This window comes from Mycobacterium sp. MAA66 (assembly GCF_041261665.1).
Lineage (GTDB): Bacteria > Actinomycetota > Actinomycetes > Mycobacteriales > Mycobacteriaceae > Mycobacterium.
In genome coordinates this window covers 56,437-74,080 of record NZ_JBGCCC010000005.1, presented here as the reverse complement: position 1 = coordinate 74,080, position 17,644 = coordinate 56,437, and the positions used below count along the sequence as shown (strand labels likewise).

19 protein-coding genes are annotated in these 17,644 nt (G+C 65.3%); 9 read left to right on the top strand and 10 right to left on the bottom strand.

Features of this window, described 5'->3' with window-relative positions:
* The first annotated feature begins 89 nt into the window (after positions 1-89).
* The 5 genes from ABIA30_RS16600 to ABIA30_RS16580 all read left to right on the top strand — a co-directional run bounded on the left by ABIA30_RS16600 (position 90) and on the right by ABIA30_RS16580 (position 4,117).
* Positions 90-773 carry a helix-turn-helix domain-containing protein gene (locus ABIA30_RS16600; protein ID WP_370067258.1) on the top strand — a complete coding sequence of 228 codons (684 nt, stop codon included), beginning with the start codon at positions 90-92 and terminating at the stop codon, positions 771-773.
* 82 nt (positions 774-855) lie between these two features.
* On the top strand, positions 856-1,263 hold the full coding sequence (locus ABIA30_RS16595; protein WP_370067256.1) for a nuclear transport factor 2 family protein: 408 nt from the start codon (positions 856-858) through the stop codon (positions 1,261-1,263).
* Position 1,264: 1 nt separating this feature from the next.
* Positions 1,265-2,338 carry a maleylacetate reductase gene (locus ABIA30_RS16590; RefSeq protein WP_370067254.1) on the top strand — a complete coding sequence of 358 codons (1,074 nt, stop codon included), beginning with the start codon at positions 1,265-1,267 and terminating at the stop codon, positions 2,336-2,338.
* Entirely contained in the window at positions 2,335-3,207 is an 873-nt protein-coding gene (locus ABIA30_RS16585) for a dioxygenase (RefSeq protein WP_370067252.1), read from the top strand. Before ABIA30_RS16590 ends, ABIA30_RS16585 begins: the two co-directional genes overlap by 4 nt.
* Before the next feature lie 31 nt (positions 3,208-3,238).
* The gene (locus tag ABIA30_RS16580) at positions 3,239-4,117 is read left to right on the top strand and encodes an NAD(P)-dependent oxidoreductase (RefSeq protein WP_370067250.1); all 879 of its coding nucleotides are present in this window, start codon (positions 3,239-3,241) and stop codon (positions 4,115-4,117) included.
* 109 nt (positions 4,118-4,226) lie between these two features.
* On the opposite strand, the gene ABIA30_RS16575 is transcribed toward ABIA30_RS16580, so the two are convergent.
* Both ABIA30_RS16575 and ABIA30_RS16570 read right to left on the bottom strand, forming a co-directional pair.
* The gene (locus ABIA30_RS16575; protein ID WP_370067248.1) at positions 4,227-4,754 is read right to left on the bottom strand and encodes a hypothetical protein; all 528 of its coding nucleotides are present in this window, start codon (positions 4,752-4,754) and stop codon (positions 4,227-4,229) included.
* A gap of 97 nt (positions 4,755-4,851) precedes the next feature.
* Positions 4,852-5,523, bottom strand: a complete 672-nt coding sequence (locus ABIA30_RS16570) for a hypothetical protein (RefSeq protein ID WP_370067246.1) — start codon at positions 5,521-5,523, stop codon at positions 4,852-4,854.
* A gap of 131 nt (positions 5,524-5,654) precedes the next feature.
* On the opposite strand from ABIA30_RS16570, the gene ABIA30_RS16565 reads away from it, so the two are divergent.
* A complete protein-coding gene (locus tag ABIA30_RS16565; protein ID WP_370067244.1) occupies positions 5,655-6,059 on the top strand; it encodes a hypothetical protein in 405 nt (134 codons plus the stop codon).
* 54 nt (positions 6,060-6,113) lie between these two features.
* On the opposite strand, the gene ABIA30_RS16560 is transcribed toward ABIA30_RS16565, so the two are convergent.
* The 3 genes from ABIA30_RS16560 to ABIA30_RS16550 all read right to left on the bottom strand — a co-directional run bounded on the left by ABIA30_RS16560 (position 6,114) and on the right by ABIA30_RS16550 (position 8,389).
* The gene (locus ABIA30_RS16560) at positions 6,114-6,554 is read right to left on the bottom strand and encodes a hypothetical protein (RefSeq protein WP_370067242.1); all 441 of its coding nucleotides are present in this window, start codon (positions 6,552-6,554) and stop codon (positions 6,114-6,116) included.
* Between the two features lie 2 nt (positions 6,555-6,556).
* Positions 6,557-7,024, bottom strand: a complete 468-nt coding sequence (locus ABIA30_RS16555) for a hypothetical protein (protein ID WP_370067240.1) — start codon at positions 7,022-7,024, stop codon at positions 6,557-6,559.
* Positions 7,025-7,114: 90 nt separating this feature from the next.
* On the bottom strand, positions 7,115-8,389 hold the full coding sequence (locus tag ABIA30_RS16550) for a cytochrome P450 (RefSeq protein ID WP_370067238.1): 1,275 nt from the start codon (positions 8,387-8,389) through the stop codon (positions 7,115-7,117).
* A gap of 174 nt (positions 8,390-8,563) precedes the next feature.
* Between ABIA30_RS16550 and ABIA30_RS16545 the strand changes: the two genes are divergently transcribed.
* Complete coding sequence (locus ABIA30_RS16545) at positions 8,564-9,202, top strand: TetR/AcrR family transcriptional regulator (protein WP_370067236.1); 639 nt, start codon at positions 8,564-8,566, stop codon at positions 9,200-9,202.
* An 8-nt stretch (positions 9,203-9,210) separates the two neighbouring features.
* Here ABIA30_RS16545 and ABIA30_RS16540 read toward each other — a convergent pair whose 3' ends face one another.
* Positions 9,211-9,861, bottom strand: a complete 651-nt coding sequence (locus ABIA30_RS16540) for a TetR family transcriptional regulator (RefSeq protein WP_370067234.1) — start codon at positions 9,859-9,861, stop codon at positions 9,211-9,213.
* A gap of 58 nt (positions 9,862-9,919) precedes the next feature.
* Here ABIA30_RS16540 and ABIA30_RS16535 point away from each other — a divergent pair, with 58 nt between their 5' ends.
* Positions 9,920-10,795, top strand: coding sequence for an SDR family NAD(P)-dependent oxidoreductase (locus ABIA30_RS16535; protein ID WP_370067232.1), 876 nt, complete (start codon positions 9,920-9,922; stop codon positions 10,793-10,795).
* A gap of 12 nt (positions 10,796-10,807) precedes the next feature.
* Here the strand turns inward: ABIA30_RS16535 and ABIA30_RS16530 are convergent, their stop codons facing one another.
* The 3 genes from ABIA30_RS16530 to ABIA30_RS16520 form a co-directional block, all read right to left on the bottom strand.
* A complete protein-coding gene (locus ABIA30_RS16530) occupies positions 10,808-13,852 on the bottom strand; it encodes an MMPL family transporter (RefSeq protein ID WP_370067230.1) in 3,045 nt (1,014 codons plus the stop codon).
* Positions 13,853-14,155: 303 nt separating this feature from the next.
* Positions 14,156-14,830, bottom strand: a complete 675-nt coding sequence (locus tag ABIA30_RS16525; protein ID WP_370067228.1) for a Crp/Fnr family transcriptional regulator — start codon at positions 14,828-14,830, stop codon at positions 14,156-14,158.
* 119 nt (positions 14,831-14,949) lie between these two features.
* Positions 14,950-15,564 carry a TetR/AcrR family transcriptional regulator gene (locus tag ABIA30_RS16520; RefSeq protein WP_370067226.1) on the bottom strand — a complete coding sequence of 205 codons (615 nt, stop codon included), beginning with the start codon at positions 15,562-15,564 and terminating at the stop codon, positions 14,950-14,952.
* Between the two features lie 84 nt (positions 15,565-15,648).
* Between ABIA30_RS16520 and ABIA30_RS16515 the strand changes: the two genes are divergently transcribed.
* The gene (locus tag ABIA30_RS16515; RefSeq protein ID WP_370067224.1) at positions 15,649-16,836 is read left to right on the top strand and encodes a cytochrome P450; all 1,188 of its coding nucleotides are present in this window, start codon (positions 15,649-15,651) and stop codon (positions 16,834-16,836) included.
* Here ABIA30_RS16515 and ABIA30_RS16510 read toward each other — a convergent pair.
* Positions 16,823-17,614, bottom strand: coding sequence for an enoyl-CoA hydratase/isomerase family protein (locus ABIA30_RS16510; protein ID WP_370067222.1), 792 nt, complete (start codon positions 17,612-17,614; stop codon positions 16,823-16,825). The two genes, ABIA30_RS16515 and ABIA30_RS16510, sit on opposite strands and share 14 nt — an antisense overlap.
* Positions 17,615-17,644: the final 30 nt, after the last annotated feature.

Sequence of the window (17,644 nt, the reverse complement as noted above, 5' to 3'; positions counted from 1 at the left end):
CAACTCATTGGTGCCGGCAATCGCGACGGTGTCGTTCACGCGGTGAGACAATCGGGCCCGAGGAGAATGCGATCGAGATGGGTGAAGCATTGAGTACCGAACCCCTGTCGCCTGCCGGCGACGGTCCGGCTGCCGATCGGAACGTGCAGGTCGGGCTACGCCTGCGGACCGCGCGCGAGAAGGCCGCCATGTCCCTGCGCGAGCTGGCCCGTCGGGTCGGCGTTTCGCCCAGCTTCATCTCCCAGGTGGAGTTGGGACGCACAGCGCCGTCGGTGGGCACGCTGTACGCGATCGCCACCGAGCTGGGTCTGTCGCTGGACAAGGTGATGGCCGCCGGACCCGGTGCCCGCAACGTTGCCGACCTGGCCCCACTTGACCAACGAGGTGCCGGTGTGACCTCGAACGATGTGGCGCCCCAGCCGGAAGTCGGAACTCTGCCGGGGTTGCAGCGCGCAGACGAGCGCCCGGAGCTGTACCTGGCCGGGGTCCGATGGGAGCGCCTGACGCCTGAGGATGATCCGAACGTCGAGTTCCTGCGGGTGACCTACCCGCCCGGAACCGAATCGTGCCCACCGGACAACCTGATGAATCACGGTGGCAGGGAGTACCTGCACGTCCTCAGTGGGCACCTGGAAGTGCAGGTGGCGTTCGCCCGCCAGGTCCTCGGTCCCGGGGACAGCCTGAATTTCGACTCGACGATTCCGCATCGTCTGAGCAATCCGCACGATCAGGAATGCACAGCCATCTGGTTCGTCGTCGGCCGCCAGGGATAGGCGGGCTTCGGCGCAAGTATTGGTTTACGGAACACTCCTAATGTACGGTATTGCTTAACATCGTCGATCGGGAGAGCCATCCATGACGCAGCCAGGTCCTGCGGACCAGTTCGCCGCCACGAAAACCGAGATCCTCGACCGGGAGACCGCGCGCTACCGAGCCGTCATCGACGGCGACTTCGAGGCGTTCCGCCGCCTGTGTCACCCGGATCTGGTGTACACCCACTCCGACAGTGCACGGGACACCCTGGACTCCTACATCGACAAGTGCCAGTCCGGGTTCTACACCTACAGCCGGATCGATCACCCGGTCGAGGACGTGCTCGTTGTCGGTGACACCGCAGTGGTGGTCGGACAGATGAGCGCCAGTATCACCGCCGGCGGCAAGGCAAAAGAGTTGAACAACAACTCGATTGCGGTGTGGGTGAAGACCGGGGACACCTGGTTGCTGCTGGCCTACCAGCCCACACCACTGCCGGCCGGCCACTGACGTGCTTGAGTTCGGCCACACCACCCTGGGGCAACGCGTGGTGTTCGGGTTGGGAAAGGCCACCGACAACTTGCACGCCGAGGTAACTCGACGCGATGCCCACTCAGTCATGGTCATCAGTAGGAACGCCGAACACCGCCTGACCCAACAGGTCTGCCGCACTCTTCGGCCTACTCTGCTGTACACAGATACCGCACCGCACGTCCCAATCGAGAAGGCGCAGAAGGCCCGCGCCGCAGCGCACGAACATCACATCGACCTGATCGTCAGTATCGGTGGCGGATCCACCACCGGCCTGGCCAAGGCCGTCGCTCTTACCACCGGATTGCCGATCATCGGGATACCCACCACCTACTCCGGCTCCGAAGCGACCAACGTGTGGGGCATCACCGATGCCGGCCGCAAGACCACCGGCGTCGACGACAAGGTCCTACCGGTCGCCGTCATCTACGACGCGACGCAGATGATCTCTCTGCCCGTCGAATTGAGTGTCGCGTCGGGGCTGAATGCCCTCGCGCACAGCATCGATGCGATGTGGGCCCCGCACACTGATCCGATCAATCAGGTGCTGGCCATCGAGGCGATCCGTGAGTTGGCCTCTGGCATGACGTCGATCAAGGCCGACCCGACCGCGTTGTCCGGGCATGAACGCTGCCTGTATGGGGCGTACCTATCGGCGGTGGCATTCGCCTCCGCCGGCTCGGGGATGCACCACAAGATTTGCCACGTACTCGGAGGCGCCTACAACTTGCCGCACGCACAGACCCACTCGGTGATGTTGGCCTACGTGTTGGCGTACAACTCGCGCGCTGCGGTATCGGCGACCGCCCGCATCGCCGCGGCATTCGGATCTCCGTCGGCAATAGACGGGCTGCAGGCGCTGCGGCAGATACTCGATGCGCCACAAGCGCTGCGAGACTGCGGCTTTCAGGAATCCGATATCCATGAGGCGGCGGACCTCATCCTGCCGGTGATCCCCCCGTCCAATCCTCGACCGGTGACGCGAGATTCGTTGATCGAGCTGCTGTCGGCCGCATGGTCCGGCACACCGCCGAAGGCCGTGTATCTCCGATGAATGCCGAACAGCAGAACCGTGAACACCTACTCACCGAGCGGGTCCTGGCCAGCTTCGACGGAACCGGCGACGACCGCCTGCGCAAACTGATGCACGGACTGGTCGAGCACCTGCACGCCTATATCCGCGAGGTGCGGCTGACCGAGCAGGAATGGAACGCGGCGATCGAATTCCTCACTGCCGTCGGCCATATCACCGACGACAAACGCCAAGAGGTCATCCTGCTCTCCGACGTCCTAGGTGCCTCCATGCAGGTGGTCACGGTCAACAACGAAGCTGTCTCGGATGCGACCGAAGCCACCGTGTTCGGACCGTTCTTCGTCGAAGGGTCCCCTGAAGTCCCGTTGGGCGGCGACACCTCCGGCGGCGCGTCCGGACAGCCCTGCTGGATCGAGGGTAAGGTCACCGACACCGCGGGCAACCCGCTGCCACACACCCGAATCGAGGTGTGGCAGGCCGACGACGACGGGTTCTACGATGTTCAACTCGGCCACGATGTGACCTCCGGTCGCGCACACCTGTTCACCGACGAACTGGGTCACTACAGCTTCTGGGCGCTGACCCCTACCCGCTACCCGATCCCACATGACGGACCAGTAGGCAGGTTGCTCGCAGCCGTCGGCCGCTCACCGATGCGTGCACCCCACCTACATTTCATGGTGACCGCCGAGGGCCGACGCAGCCTCATCACCCACATCTTCGTCCACGGTGACGAATATCTCGAACACGATTCCGTGTTCGGCGTGCGGGACTCTTTGATCAAAGAGTTCGTCGTGCAACCGGCCGACGCACCGCCGCCGGGTGGTCGTGATCTGGCCGGACACCCCTGGGCCCGTGCCCGTTTCGACATCACCCTGGCTCTCACCTGAGCCGCACATTGCACTGAACCTGGAGGTTGCCATGAAGATCGGATTCGCCGGACTCGGACGCATGGGTGTCCCGATGGCTGCGCATCTGCTCGCCGACGGCCACCGCGTCATCGCCTACGACCTCTACCTCACCGGTCCGGAAACGCTGCCGGAGTCGTTGCGCGATCAGGACATTCAGATCGTAGCCAGTCCGGCCGGTCTGGCCGACGCCGATATGTCGGTCGGCATGCTGCCCAACGCTGCCATCACCGACACCGTGCTTTTCGGACCGAGCGGACTCATCCCAGCGGCCAATGCCGACCACATCCACGTGGTGATGGGAACAGTAGGGCCCTCCGCGGTCATCGACTTCGCGCAGCGCGCAGCGAACGCCGACGTGGCGTTGGCAGACGCGCCGGTATCCGGCAGCGTCAGCCTCGCCGAATCAGGACAACTCACTGCAATGGTGGGCGCCGACGATGAACTCTTCAATCGGGTGCGACCCGTGCTCGCGGCAATGACCAGCAAGCAGTTCCACGTCGGCCCGGTCGGGGCTGGTTCGGCGGCCAAGCTGGCCGTCAATTCTGTGCTGGCCGCCTTGAATCAGGGCGTGGCAGAGGCGCTGGTCATGGCCGAAGCCGGAGGCGTGGCGCCGGCCGAACTGTACGAGGTGCTGTCCTCCAGCGCGGTAGCCGCACCCTACGTCCACTACAAGCGGGAAAACTTCCTCGACCTCGACGGCACCGACGTCGGCTTCGCACTCGCCCTGCTGCACAAGGACGTATCGCTCGGACTGGCTATGGCAGCAGAGCACGCGCTCGACCTGCCGCAGGCCACAACTGTCGGGCAAGTGCTCGACCGAGCGCTGGAATCCGGCCTGGGTCAACAGGATATGGCCGCAGTGCTGCAACTTCTCCGCCACCGCGTATAAGAGCGCCTTGCAGATGCACATCGACGCACGCGTGAAGCTTCCCCGTGACGGATGAGAACTGACATCCGTCACCACGCCATGTCGTGCCCGACGTCCGTGGTCAGTACGGCTAGCCCGAGATCTTCTTCATGTAGAACGGCATCCGAACCACCGGCCATTGGTTACGGCCACAGGACCCGCTTGGGCCGGTGGTGTGGTCTTCGCCGGTGTATTCGTCGGAGGTGTCGGCGAGGTGGCCGTCTGGACCGACCGGGTAGATCTTGTACTCCTGCAGTCCCTGGATCGGCGTGCCGTCGTCGCAATACCGCCAGTTGGGCAGCACCCGCTTGACGAAGTAGATGCCGTCGGTGGTGTAGATCGGCGCGGTCCACCCCTCGCTGCTCTTGACGGTGCCGGTGCAATCCGCCGGGCCAACGCATTTGGTGGAGACGGTCCAGGTGGATTGCTCGCCGGGTTGCGCTTCGTACCGCTCGTTGAGTTTGGCGAATGCCCCGTTGGATGAGGTGGCGTACGTGCCGTTGATGCCCCAGAGGCTGGGGTCTTCGTCTGCGACCGCGGGTACCGCGCCAGACACTGCGGTGAACGCGGTGAGGAGTGTGCCGATCGTCGCTTTCATGCTCAACGTCAAGCCCGGCATGGTCGCGCTCCTCGGGGTGATAGCGGCGTTCTCGATTCCGGAGAATATCAGTATCGCGAACATCTCCGTCGGTATCTGCAGTATTCACCGCGGGTCCTCAGAGGTATGCGAGGTCCGAAATTTTCAGCCGGCCCTGGTCCTTGGCCAGTGTCACCACCACGCGGAATCTCTTGGGCGCCTGCTGGGCGTCGTTGGCGTTGGCGGCCTGCGATGTGGTGGCAACCAGCACGACGGCGGAGTCATCGGTGGCAGATTGGACCGCCACGCCCGTCACGGTGACGTGTGCGACCACTTTGGACATGATGAGCTGCTTGACCAGCAGGTACTGCTGGCCCTGGAAATCCTGTTTGAACTTGCCGGTGGCGTTGTCCAGGATGCGCTGCACATCTTCTTCGGCATTGACGAAGTTCAGCGACATGATGTCGATGACGCCCTGGCGGGCCACTGCCGCAGCCTGCTCCTGCTGTTGCCGATGCGTCTGTGCCACGTGGTGGCTCCAGGTCATGGCCGCGCCGAGCCCGAGGAATGCGCAGAACACCAGTGCCGCGACGCCGGCGGCGATCCGGTGCCAGCGCGATGACCGTCGACCTACTGCTGGGGCTGCGGCGGGGGTTGATTCGACTGTCTGACGGCGGAGCACGTCGGCGCGGGCACGTGCTTGGCGAGCACGCGCTTCGGCGAGTGCGGCGTGCGCTTCAGCCGCTGCCACGTCGTCGGTGCCTGCCGTGTCTGCAGAACCGTCGGTGGCCGGTGGTGCCATGGTGGACACTTCCTTATGGTCGGTCGATATCTCGCCAAGGCTAGTTGGCCAGTGCGAGCGGGTCGGCATTCCGCGAGCACATCGTAATAATCTTCTCGGAAATAGAGAATTTCGTTTCCGCATGTGCGAAAGTTGACGACGTGCGTGTGACCGTGGTGGCGGCCGCCTCGGCGCTGGCGGCCGGGATGTTCATCGTCGCGCCACAGGCTTCGAATGTTTCTGCGCCCCAAGCGCATGCCGATCCGCAGACGTGCAACGACGCGTTCTGCGTTCCGGGCATCATCCCGCACCGGGTACTGGGAGCGCCCTGCGACAACACCACCTATTACGTCTTTGCCACCACCGACTGGGGACGGTTGATGTTCTGTGGGTCGCCTCGGCGGTATGACCCGCGCTGGTTCCGCTCGCCCCCGATGGCCGGCATCCGTGATGAGAACAGCAACTGCATCAGCGAGCAGAACATGGTCGCGCAGGCCCCGGACGGCCTGTTCCTGACCTGTGTCGCGATGAACGGGGTCAGCCGCTGGATGCGCGGGGACACCTGACTCGTAGCGGCGGCGCACCGAATCAGGCAGGGGCGCTTGATGTTTCGCTGATATCTACCAGTTGCGGATCGAACACAACGCGCCGTGCGGCCCGCTGTTCTGCTTCACCAGCACGCCGTCGACCTCAAGGCGGCAATTGAAGGACGGCGTCGGGAAGTTCGGCGCCTCGCCGGACTGCACGGTGACCATCGCCCAGAGGTTGGGGTCGTTGAGCGTGGTGTCGAAAACCCATGGCTGGTTGGGCCCGACGGTGACATCGGCCATCGGGCTGAACACGTAGGGGTTATGGCTGTAATCCGACCAGGTCGGCGGGTCGGTATCGCGGTAGTAGATATTCGAGTAGATCGGGGCGGCGGCGCTCACCACGTAGCGGACGTGATGCGGTGTCGGGGGCGGCCCGGGAGCGCCGTCCTCGTCGGCAAAGGCTGGGGCGGCCGGCATCAGCGCAGCGCCCAGCGCGAGCGTGGCGGCGAGAGTCTGCAGGGCTGCGCGCATCATCACATCCTGCTCAGGCTGAATGGATAAGTCAGCGAACCGCCGGGTGCACCGTCGCAACCGGCGTCGAATGTCGACGTCATCTGCCCAGCGAGAGTGCTTGCGTCCCAGGTGTACACGTCGCGGGTGGGGATGGTCGGCCCATAGTAGATGTCCCCGCAGCGCAGGCCCATGTCCTCGTCGATGGTCATGCTGTACTGCCCGTTGACCAGGCGGGCATCGGCCTTGTTGCTGTCGGCTTTGGCGACCGGCTGGGGGATGGTCAGGACGTGGATGCACTCGGTGAGGCTGACCTGGTCACCGTCCGGGTTGTAGCACGGCACGAGCGCCGAGAAGATCCACGTATGAAAGTCCCTGCGGTCAGGCATGTTCAGCATGTAGTTGCCCAGGTACATCGTCGCCGACGCGGGAGGGGCGACCGCAATCGACACCGTCGACACAACCACGGCGGCCATCGCAGCCAACTTCATAGCGTCCTCCACCCGCCAACTGGCGAGACTGTCATTCTCCTAGTCGGAGAATAACATCTCCGCCGGCCGTGGTTCGGTCAAACGAGAACGTCAGGCTCGGCGGAAGTTGATGTGCAGTTCGGTCAGCCCGCGCAGGATGAATGTCGGCTCGTAGGAGTAACTGCGGTTGCCGGCCGGTCCGTGCCTGTCGGCATCAATCGTGATGTCCGACAACCGATCCAGGATCCGCTCGATGGATACCCGACCTTCGACCCGGGCCAGCGGTCCGCCTGGGCAGGAGTGCACGCCGCGGCCGAACGCGATGTGCTCGCGAACGTTCTTGCGCTCCAGGCTGAAGGTGTGCGGATCCTCGAAGCGGACCGGATCGCGGTTCACCGCGCCGGGGCAGACCATCATGATGGTCCCCGCGGCCACCTCGGTGGCACCGACCACGGTGTCCTTCTTGGCCAAGCGGAACTGGCTCTTGACCGGGGCGTCCATCCGCAGCGCCTCTTCGACGAACACCGGGACCCGGGTGCGGTCGCGGCGCAGCGCCTCCTGGATGTCCGGCCGGTCGCCGAGTACCCGCATCGACGCCGACAGCAGCTTGGTGGTGGTCTCCTGGCCGGCGGCGAACAAGAATGTCGCCGATCGGACCACGTCGATCACCTCGGGGGTCGACCCGTCCGGGTACTTCGCGGTGGCCAGCGCGGTCAGCACGTCGTTGCGCGGCTCGCGGCGCCGGTCCTCCAGGTAGGTGACGAACTTCTCGTCCAGCCACTCCAGGGGGTTGACGGCCAGCACCTCGTGCTTCAGCGAGCCGACAATAGATCCGGGCCCCGGCGCGCCGAGCACGGTGCGGAACTCGTCGTGGTCTTCCTCGGGGACACCCAGCAGATCGGCAATCACCAACAGCGAGAAAGGTTTTGCATACTCGGACAGGAATTCGCACGAACCTTTGTCGATGAACTCATCGAGCTGCTGGTCGGCGAGGCGCCACATGAAGTCCTCGTTCTCCTTGAGCCGGCTCGGGGTGAGCAACCGGTTCAGCAGCGAGCGCGCGTCGGTGTGGTGCGGCGGATCCATGGTGACCATGTGCTCGAACATCGGCAGCTGGGTCCGGTGCGATTCGATCTGCTCGGTGATGTCGCTGCCCTCAGGAGTGAACGGCAGTGGCGGGAAGGGGCCGCCGACGGCGATGCACGACGAGAACAGGTCGGTGTCCTTGAGGACCGTGGTTGCCTCGTCGAATCCGGTGACCGCCAGCACGCCGTAATGCGGTTCCTTGACCACCGGGCACTTGCTGCGCAGGTGGTCGAAATATGGATGCGGATCGGGCACCAGCGACTGATCGGTGAAGTAGTCGACGGTGTCGAAGTCGGTCATCTGCGGGATTCCTCCGGGCGGGCGGTATGCGGCGGGCTGCCTGCGGGCACTGCGGAATGTGACTGAAATGCTGTGCACCTGCTTAGCATGGGGTTATGGTCGTGGTCAAGGTCACAGTGCGGACCCCGGCGATAAGATCGCTTGCCCAGTTGGGTGTGAGGGGAAGGCAACGGCATGGCATCGGCTCGACGGATCGGGGCGCCGGACGCGAAGAACCGCGGAGTGCTGCTCGATGCCGCCGAGCAGTTGATGCTCGATGAGGGCTACGCGGCGGTGACCTCGCGCCGGGTGGCGGACAAGGCCGGGCTGAAACCGCAATTGGTGCACTACTACTTCCGGACCATGGACGATCTGTTCCAGGCGGTCTTCCGGCGCCGGGCCGAACAAGGTCTGGAGGTTCAGCAGTTGGCGCTGCAGTCCGAGCAGCCACTGTGGAATCTGTGGCGGTTCAACACCGATCCGGCCGGTACCAGGCTGACCATGGAGATCATGGGCCTGGCCAACCACCGCAAGGCGCTACGCACCGAAATCGCCTACTACGCAGAACGATTCCGGGAGCAGGAGACCAAGGCCTTCACTGCGGCATTGCAGAGGTACGGGGCCGAGGAGGCCGACGTGCCACCCGTGGTGTGGGCGGTGTTCACCACCAGCATCTCCCGGGTGCTGGTCATGGAACAGGAACTCGGCATGTCAGCCGGCCACGATGACACGTTGGCATTCGTCGACACCTGGCTGCGGCGACTGGAGGGCGATCCGTTGCCGATGCCGGACTTTGCGGCGATGCTCGGTCCGGCCGACGAGGAATCCGAGTAGGTCCGGCGTCAGAGCATGCCGTCGAGCAGTGCGGTGAGGATCCGGGTGAGCCGGGGCCGAATTTCGACGATGGCGTGGGCCAGCTGCGGGTCGCTGCGGTACAGCGCGGCCACCTCGGGTCCCGGTGTGGCGATGTGCCAGAACGAGCCGGCCAAACTGGTGGCCGTGGCCACCGCATCGCCGGCCGACTCTGCGCTGAGCGCCGGCAACGACTGGCGCAGTGCCGCAACGATTTCGCTGAATTCGGCCAGGGCGATCAGCTTGTAGCCCCGCACCGCATCCACCGAAACGTTCCGCTCCAGATGTAGGGGAGTCTGGGCCAGTAGATCGCAGAAAAAGCCTCGCGCGGTGAGGGTTTCGGCGAACACGTCGGCGACATCGGCCGGCGCCGGGGTCTGCAGCGCCGTCAGCTGGTGGCGCACGCACCGAGACCACTCCTGCCAGGCGGTCGCCGTCAGCTGCAAGAAGATCTCTTCGCGGGTCTCGAAGTAACGCAGCATCGCCGACTTGTGCATCCCGACCGCTTCGGCGATCTCGGTCAGTGTCACCTGACTCACGCCGCGCGCCGCGCCCAGGTGCTGCGCGGCATCAAGGATCGCTTCGTAGCGCTGCTGCTTGGCCTGCGGGGACCGCGCTCGCTGAAACTCGGCTCCGGACATCGACCCAGCATACCGCAACACTGTTGCGCTATTAATAAAACGATGTTTTACTAATGTCATGTCCAAAACATGGTTCATCACCGGCTCCTCACGAGGCTTCGGCCGCGCACTGGTACGTGCGGCCCTGTGCAACAACGACACGGTCGCGGCCACGGCGCGCGATCCGAAACAACTCGATGACCTGGTAGCCGAATTCGGTGACCGGATCCGCCCGATTCGGTTGGACGTCACCGATCCCGACGGTGTCCGCGCCGCGGTAGCCGAGGCATTGCAGGCGTTCGGTCGTCTCGATGTGGTGGTCAACAACGCGGGCTACGCCAACGTGGCGCCCATCGAGAGCGGCGACGACGCCGACTTCCGGACGCAGTTCGAAACCAACTTCTGGGGCGTCTATCACGTCTCGAAGGCGGTCATCCCGGTCCTGCGCGAACAGGGCGGCGGCTTGATCGTGCAGTTCTCGTCGATGGGTGGGCGGGTCGGCGGCAGCCCGGGGATCGCGTCCTACCAAGCCGCCAAGTTCGCCATCGATGGATTCAGCCGGGTGCTGCGCACCGAGACCGGACCATTCGGCGTCAAGGTTCTGGTGGTGGAACCCAGCGGATTCGCCACCGACTGGGCGGGTTCGTCGATGACCGTGCACGATGTCCCCGCCGCGTATGCCGCGACGGTGGGTGCGCTGCACAACGCCATGCGGGGCGGTGATGTGAAACCGGCCGGGGACCCCGAGCGGGCGGCGAGCATCTTGGTGCAGATGGCCCATCGCGACAACTTGCCCGACCACCTGCCGCTGGGGGCTTATGCCGCGGAAAGCTCGATTCTGTTGGACCGCAGGCTACTTGAGGACGACCTGGCCTGGCGCGCGGTCAGTCGGTCGGCCGACTTCGCCGAACCGTACCCGGTGCAGTTCCCGCCCGACGTTCCGGCAGCTCGGTAGCAGTCGGTTGGCCTAGGCGCTAGCGACCGCGATGCGGGGCCGCTGCCCATCCGGGACGGGCCCCTGAAGATAGAGGAAATGTTGTTGCCGCAGTAGTGCTTTCGCGCGTCGACTGGTAGCTCGTGATGCGGCACAGTCGGATACGACGCGCGGGCGCACCGCGGGTGGCCACGTTGGGCGCGGAGCCGGCCAGGCTGGTTCCGGGGGCTCAATGCGGTCGGCCGTCATCGGGGCCACCGGCGGTTCGGGCACCTGCTGAACCGACACCTGCCGAACCGGCACCGCGTGCGATTCGGGCGTCGTCAGAGTGGTCCACAGCGAGCGGGCAGTGGCCGGGAGGCGGACCAGGGATCGTCGGCTGATGGTGATCGTTGTGGCGTTGGCACTCAACCCGATCGCCATCAGCAGGCCGGCCCGGTGCAACAACGCATCGCCAGGCGCCAACCAGATCGCCACACCGAACGCGATGCCGGCCAGGCACAGCACGTTCGCCGGCTGACGGAACGGTCGGCGCACCCGCGCCCGCCCGGCCATCGAAACCTGGTGATGCACGGCCATCGGGCCGGCAACCGTCATGGCCAACAACAAAGCCAGCCAGGTGATTTCACCGACCACGATGTCCGTCACGGAAATCCACACGGCCGCGCCGGCAAGCAGGAAGCACGCCGACAATGCGGAGAGCAGAAGCACTGCGCGGCGGTGTCGTGCCATCGCCGCCGCGGCCAGCGCAGTCAGCACCATGAAGCACAGACCGAGGGCTGTGGCGTCGTGCCGGGCCAGGTCGCGCAGCTGCTGCGCCGCGGTACCGGTGCCGGACACCGTCACTGTGCTGTCGGTCAGCGCGCCGTCGCGGGTCGCCGCGGCCAGTACCTGGGCGATGGTCGTCGGACGTTGCCACAGCGGCATGGCGACATTGTCCAGCGCGCCGTACACCAGCAGTCGGGTGCTGTGGCCGTCGGCGGTGAACATCGCGTCCCGCACCGACCGGTATGCCGCCCCATCTATCACCGAGCGGGGGAGGTAGAACGCACCCTGGCTGCCATCGCCGAAGTTTTGTCCGATGCCCTTCATCGACGTTGCCAGAGAACCGATCTGGGGCAGCACGGCGTCGAGCAGATGGGCCAGGCCGGGGACGAGGGCGCGCAGCTGGCTCACCACCGCCTGCAGCTGGCCGAGCGCGTCCGCCGGCAGCGCCGGGCCCTGCCGTCCGTCGAACATCTGGGCGGTACCGCGGCCGAGATCGCTGACACTGCGCAGCACATTGGCGAAGGGGCCCATCAGGCGTTGAGCCGAGGCGCACAGCGCGTTGTCGGAGCAATCGGACATCCCCTGCATCCATTCCTGGATCGGGGTCAGCGAACTGGTCACCGCGGCCGCCGCGCGTTGCAAGCTCTGCACACCGGAGCCGACATCGGCAGCTGCGCGGGCGAAATCGCCGCCGCCCGCGCCGCCACCGCGGGCCAGGTCAATGGTGTTGCTCAGTGTGTCCAATGTCGAGGCCAGTGACTTCACCGCAGCGAGTTGGGAGTTGGCCGAGGCGGCCGACTGCGATGCCTGCTTACCCAGGCTGCCCGCTTGGAATGCGAAAGTGGCTTGATCCCAAGGCATTCCAGCCGGTGCGCTGGGGGACTGGACGCGGATGACGCCGGGTAGAGCCAGCAGTCTGCGGGTGAGCAGATTGATGGCCGCGAGACCGTCCGGGCTACGCAGATCGTGATCGGAGGCGATGGTCACGACGTCGGGCAGGACCTGGCTGAGTGGGAATGGTCCGGCATCCGACGGCATGGCCTCGGAGGCGTTGTGTACCGACACGGCGGTGGCGCCGGCCACCAGCGTGCATGCGGTGGCTGCGGCGGTGATCAGGCCCCGTCTGCGCAGTGGGGGCGTCAGCAGGCGCCCGGCCCATGATTCGGTCCATTGCGGCGACTGGGCGCTGCGCCCGATCAGCCCCGGTACCAGCGTCGTGACGGCCAGCAGCGCGACCAAGACACCGATCGCTGCCGGCGCCGTCACCTCCCGTAACAGGGGAGTGTGGAGGAAGACCGATACGAACAGCAGCGCGGTGAGTACCGGTGCCGCCACCGCGGCGTGCCGCAGCAGTGAGCAGTACGCGTGGACGAGGGCGCCGTCGTGCTCGGTGCCGGCGCGTCGTTGCCGGTGGTAGCTCCGGGTGATCACCAGTGCGAAATCAATGGCGGCGCACGCCGTCAGCACGCCCCCGAGGGCTACCGACAGCGGAGAAAGGCTGAGCCGACCAGCGGCGGCGAGCAGGTAACTCACCGGTGCCGCAGCGAACAGTGCCGTCGCGGCCGGGTAGGCGAGCACCGTTAGCCGGACCTTCGGACGGCAAACCCGGTGCACTGCCAAGGCGACGACCAGCAGGACGGCCGCCAAGATGGCGGCCGCAGTCGGCCAGGACGGCGACGCCGGCATGGCGAACGCTGTGGCCGGTCCGGTCAGATATGCGTGGGTGCCTGCGGGCGCGGGAACCGACGCGATGATCCGGTTCACCGCATCGACCGCCGAGCGGGCCTGCGCGCTGCCCAGGGCGCCGTTCAGCCACACCAGGCCGTAGGCGCCGCGGTGGTTCGGGCTCGCTGCGATGTCGGCGGTCAGCGGGTCCGACCAGGTGCCCACGGCCGATTCGACGTGAGCGGCGTCGGTGCGCAGCCGGCTGATCAGGGTGTCGTAGTACGACCGGTCCGCCGGGCCGAGTGGGTGTTGGCTCGCAACGACGAGGTGTCCCAGTGCTGTCGGCTCGCTCGTGGGCTGTGACCAGCCGGTGCTCGACGCGGTTGTGCCTGGTAGTAGCGGCGGTGGGGCAATCGGCGTCGGCGGCGCAGCGATGACGACGAACCACAACGCCAGGGGCACCAGTACCCAGCCTGCCGCGATCCAGACGGCGTACCTGCGGACGGCGGCCAGGGCCCGTCTCGGAAGCCGGTGGCGGACCTGTGCGCCCCGGCGTAGCCCGGTGACCATCGCCCGGCCAGCGCTGTACGCGAGGACGGTGGCGGCGGAGGGATTCTCCGCGACCGGACGGCTAGCCAACGACAATTCTGCTCACCCTCGAGCCGCCGTCGCGCAGGGCTGCGTGACGATTTTTGGTGGCTCGTAATTCATCGATTTGTCCGCTGTATGACGCGGAAGACACATCGACAATTTACATACGTGTCAAGGATCACGCGCGCCGGGTCGACGGTAGGCGTGTCGGACCGTGCGATGCGAAAATGTCTGGTGCCGTGTCGAATACGTGTATTCGGGTGATCGGCGGGTGTTGGCAACGAGGCGCAGCTAACCGTCGGTGCTTATCGGAAGCGCGGCAGGTACCGGGCAGTCGGCAAAAATATGTAACTGGAGTTATCGGGCGCGCTTGGCCAGTGCGGCGGGGTCGTAGATGAAGACGGACCGGCCCTGCTGGCGGATCCAGCCGCGGGCAGCGAAATTCGACAGGGCCTTGTTGACCGATTCGCGGGTGGACCCGACGAGCTGGGCGAATTCCTCTTGAGTGAGTTCGTGGTTGATGCGCAGCGCTTCGCTGTCCCGTTCGCCGAAGCGACTGGCCAGGTCCAGCAGTAGCTTGGCGACCCGTCCTGGCACGTCGGTGAAGATCAGGTCGCTGAGGTTGTTGTTGGTTCGTCGCAGGCGTCGGGCCAGGACCCGCAGCAGCTGTTCAGCGATCTCGGGGTGTTCGCCGATCCAGAAATGCAGTGCCGGGCGGTCCATGGTCAAGGCTTCCACCGCGGTCAACGTGGTCACCGTCGAGGTGCGGGGTCCAGGGTCGAACAATGCCAGTTCGCCGAACATGTCGGCCGGCCCGAGGATGGCGATGAGGCCCTCTTTGCCGTACGGACCCGTGCGACCGATCTTCACTTTGCCCGAGGTGATGATGTACAGCTCGTCTCCGGCGTCGCCCTCATGGAACACGATGTGTCCCAAGGGAAATGACACCGGCTTCAAGTGGGCGGTCAGTGCGGCGATGGCATCTGGGGCCACGCCCTGGAAGATGCCGGCGCGCGCCAGTACCTCGGTCACGATGTCCCCGTTCGGGAGGGTTGAAGAGACAAGTGCGAGCGCCGGCACCGCTGTGGGCGGCGGACGCTTTTGCACATTACAGCAGCTGTAAGTCGTGTTATTGGTGTGGTTTGGGTGAATCAGCCGCGTTGCGGCAACGTCATCACCGACAGGTACATGTCCAGAGCGGTCCGGTACAGGTCGACGTCGTCGAGTTCGCTGCCGAGCATGATCGCGTCGCTGGTGGTGATGAGGATGCGAGCGAAGGTCTCCGGCGGGATCGACAGGGTGGCTCCGAGTTGCTCGGTGCCGGCCTGGATGAACTCGGTCAGTGCGTCGACGACTTTGCGACGCTTTTCCGAGACACGTTGGTGGGCATCGGGATTTCGTCGCAGATACAGCGTAAATTCGAAGCCCAGTGCGGCGAAGTCGACGGCGCCGGATTGGGTCAGATCCCGCCAGTGCGCCGCGATCTGGTCGCGGTCGGCGGCTTCGATGACGGTTACCCGCGACAGTAGTTCGGTGAATGTCTCGAAGTAGCGACGCCAATACTTGTCGCCGACGGCCAGGAACAGATCCTCTTTGGTGGCGAAGTGCTTGTAGATGGCGCCTTTGGTGTAGCCGGCGGCCTCGGCAATGTCGTCGAGCGACGCGGCGCCAAAACCTTTGCGGGCGAACACTTCCTCGGCGGCATTCACCAGCATTTCGCGGGTCTGTCCGGCGCGCTGCTCACGCATCGATCCCTTGGTGGCCATGACCTGCATAGTGCCAGAAAGTCACTTCGGGTACTTGCCGGTATCTCAGATACTACCTAGTATCTATAGGCTGTGGTGACCACGATGAGCGATGTCTACTACGACCCCTACGACGCCGGGCTGATCGCCGACCCCTATCCGATGTTCAAGCGGTTGCGCGACGAACTTCCGTTGCACCACAACGAACAGCACGACTTCTATGCGCTGAGTCGTTATGCCGACGTCAACGCGGGGATGCTCGACGTGGTGACGTTCAGCTCGGCCAAAGGCAACATCCTGGAACTGATCAAGGCCGACCTGCCGATCCCGTCCGGATTGCTGCCGATGGAGGACGCACCCCGGCACGACATCCACCGCAAGCTGCTGTCCCGCATGTTCACCCCGCGCAAGATCGCCGAGCTGGAGGATGTCGTACGCCGCTACTGCGTGCGCTCGCTGGACCCGTTGATCGGTTGTGCTGGTTTCGATTTCATCGCCGACCTGGGTGCTCAGATGCCGATGCGGGTGATCTGCTCATTGCTGGGTATCCCGGAGGAGATCCACGAAGCCGTGCGGGACCAGGCCAACGCCCAGCTGGCGACCGAAGAAGGCCGGCCGATGGAGATCGCCTCGTCCGGTTTCGACGACGGGCAGTTGTTCAGCGACTACGTCGACTGGCGAATGACGCATCCCGGCGACGACATCGTCACCGAGCTGCTCAATGTCGAGTTCGTCGACGAGTCGGGCGTGACCCGGCGGCTCACCAGGGCCGAGTTACTGATGTACATCAGTGTGGTGGCAGCCGCCGGTAATGAGACCACGGCACGACTGATCGGTTGGGCGGCAAAGGTTTTGGCTGAGCATCCGGGCCAGCGGCGGGAACTGGCCGAGGCCCCGGCGTTGATCCCGAACGCGATCGAGGAGCTGTTGCGATTGGAAGCGCCCGCGCCGCACGCGGCACGGTACGTCAGGTGCGACGTCGAGTACTACGGGCACACCGTGCCGGCCGGCAGCGTCATGATGATGCTGATCGGCGCTGCCAACCGCGATCATCGCCATTTCGCTCCCGACGGTGATGTCTTCGACATTCATCGAAAAGTCCGCAGCCACCTTGCCTTTGGGGTTGGCGCCCATTACTGCATGGGTGCGGCCCTGGCCCGGTTGGAGGGGCGTATTGCGCTCGAGGAGGTGCTGGCGCGCTTCCCGCGCTGGGACGTCGACCTGGACAACGCCGTCATGTCGACGACGTCCACCGTGCGGGGCTGGGACAAGATGCCCGTCACGATTTGCTGACGCGGGCCATCACCTCGTCGGCGGCGGCCCAGTGGTCGTCGTGCACCCACAGCTTCGCAAATGCCGAGATGGCCTCTTCGGGTGTCACGCCGGCGATGACCCGCTTGATCTCGTCGGCCGCGCCGCTGGCGAGTTTGATTGCCAGCGAACGCCATTCGTCCTCGAAAGACTCGCGCGGCACCACCACGTCGAGCAGCCCGAGCGGCAGCGCGTCGGCGGCGTTCAGGATGGTGCCGCTGCCCGCGAGCATCAAGGCGCGTCCCCGCCCGACCAGCGTGGCCAGTCGCTCGGCGCCACCCCAGGCCGGCATGATGGCCAGCGTCACCTGGTTGAAGCCGATGCGGATGTCGTCGCAGGCGATCCGGATGTCGGCGGCCACCGCGAATTCGGCGCCACCGCCCAGTGCGTGGCCGTTCAGCGCGGCGATCACCGGGCCGGGGAAGTCGGCGATGCGGTCGCAGATGGCGCGCATCCTTCGGGCCATGTCGGCGGCTTCTTCCTCGGTGCGCAGCGCCGCCAATTCCTTGAGATCCCCACCGGACACGAAGGCCTTGTCGCCCGCGCCGGTGAGCACCAGCGCCTTGGCGTCCGAGGCAACGACCGCATCCAGTGCCGCGTTCAGTTCGTCCATGGTGCCGAGCGAGATGGCATTGCGCGCATGCGGGCGGTCGATGGTGATGACAGCGAGCGCGCCGTCGGCTTCGTGGGTCACCCGAACGTCATTCAAGGGTGGTTCTCCATCTTCGGTATTGGCATTCTCGCTGCTGGAGAATAGCATTCATCGTGGTGTGTCCGACGGTCGTCGGCA

Excerpts from the sequence above, each read along its gene's own strand:
- ABIA30_RS16540 (WP_370067234.1), bottom strand. The coding sequence starts at position 9,861 with ATGTCCGGAGCCGAGTTTCAGCGAGCGCGGTCCCCGCAGGCCAAGCAG.
- ABIA30_RS16560 (WP_370067242.1), bottom strand. The coding sequence starts at position 6,554 with ATGCGCGCAGCCCTGCAGACTCTCGCCGCCACGCTCGCGCTGGGCGCT.
- ABIA30_RS16515 (WP_370067224.1), top strand. The coding sequence starts at position 15,649 with ATGAGCGATGTCTACTACGACCCCTACGACGCCGGGCTGATCGCCGAC.
- ABIA30_RS16580 (WP_370067250.1), top strand. The coding sequence starts at position 3,239 with ATGAAGATCGGATTCGCCGGACTCGGACGCATGGGTGTCCCGATGGCT.
- ABIA30_RS16575 (WP_370067248.1), bottom strand. The coding sequence starts at position 4,754 with ATGCCGGGCTTGACGTTGAGCATGAAAGCGACGATCGGCACACTCCTC.
- ABIA30_RS16595 (WP_370067256.1), top strand. The coding sequence starts at position 856 with ATGACGCAGCCAGGTCCTGCGGACCAGTTCGCCGCCACGAAAACCGAG.
- ABIA30_RS16535 (WP_370067232.1), top strand. The coding sequence starts at position 9,920 with ATGTCCAAAACATGGTTCATCACCGGCTCCTCACGAGGCTTCGGCCGC.
- ABIA30_RS16520 (WP_370067226.1), bottom strand. The coding sequence starts at position 15,564 with ATGGCCACCAAGGGATCGATGCGTGAGCAGCGCGCCGGACAGACCCGC.
- ABIA30_RS16510 (WP_370067222.1), bottom strand. The coding sequence starts at position 17,614 with ATGCTATTCTCCAGCAGCGAGAATGCCAATACCGAAGATGGAGAACCA.
- ABIA30_RS16555 (WP_370067240.1), bottom strand. The coding sequence starts at position 7,024 with ATGAAGTTGGCTGCGATGGCCGCCGTGGTTGTGTCGACGGTGTCGATT.
- ABIA30_RS16585 (WP_370067252.1), top strand. The coding sequence starts at position 2,335 with ATGAATGCCGAACAGCAGAACCGTGAACACCTACTCACCGAGCGGGTC.
- ABIA30_RS16550 (WP_370067238.1), bottom strand. The coding sequence starts at position 8,389 with ATGACCGACTTCGACACCGTCGACTACTTCACCGATCAGTCGCTGGTG.
- ABIA30_RS16545 (WP_370067236.1), top strand. The coding sequence starts at position 8,564 with ATGGCATCGGCTCGACGGATCGGGGCGCCGGACGCGAAGAACCGCGGA.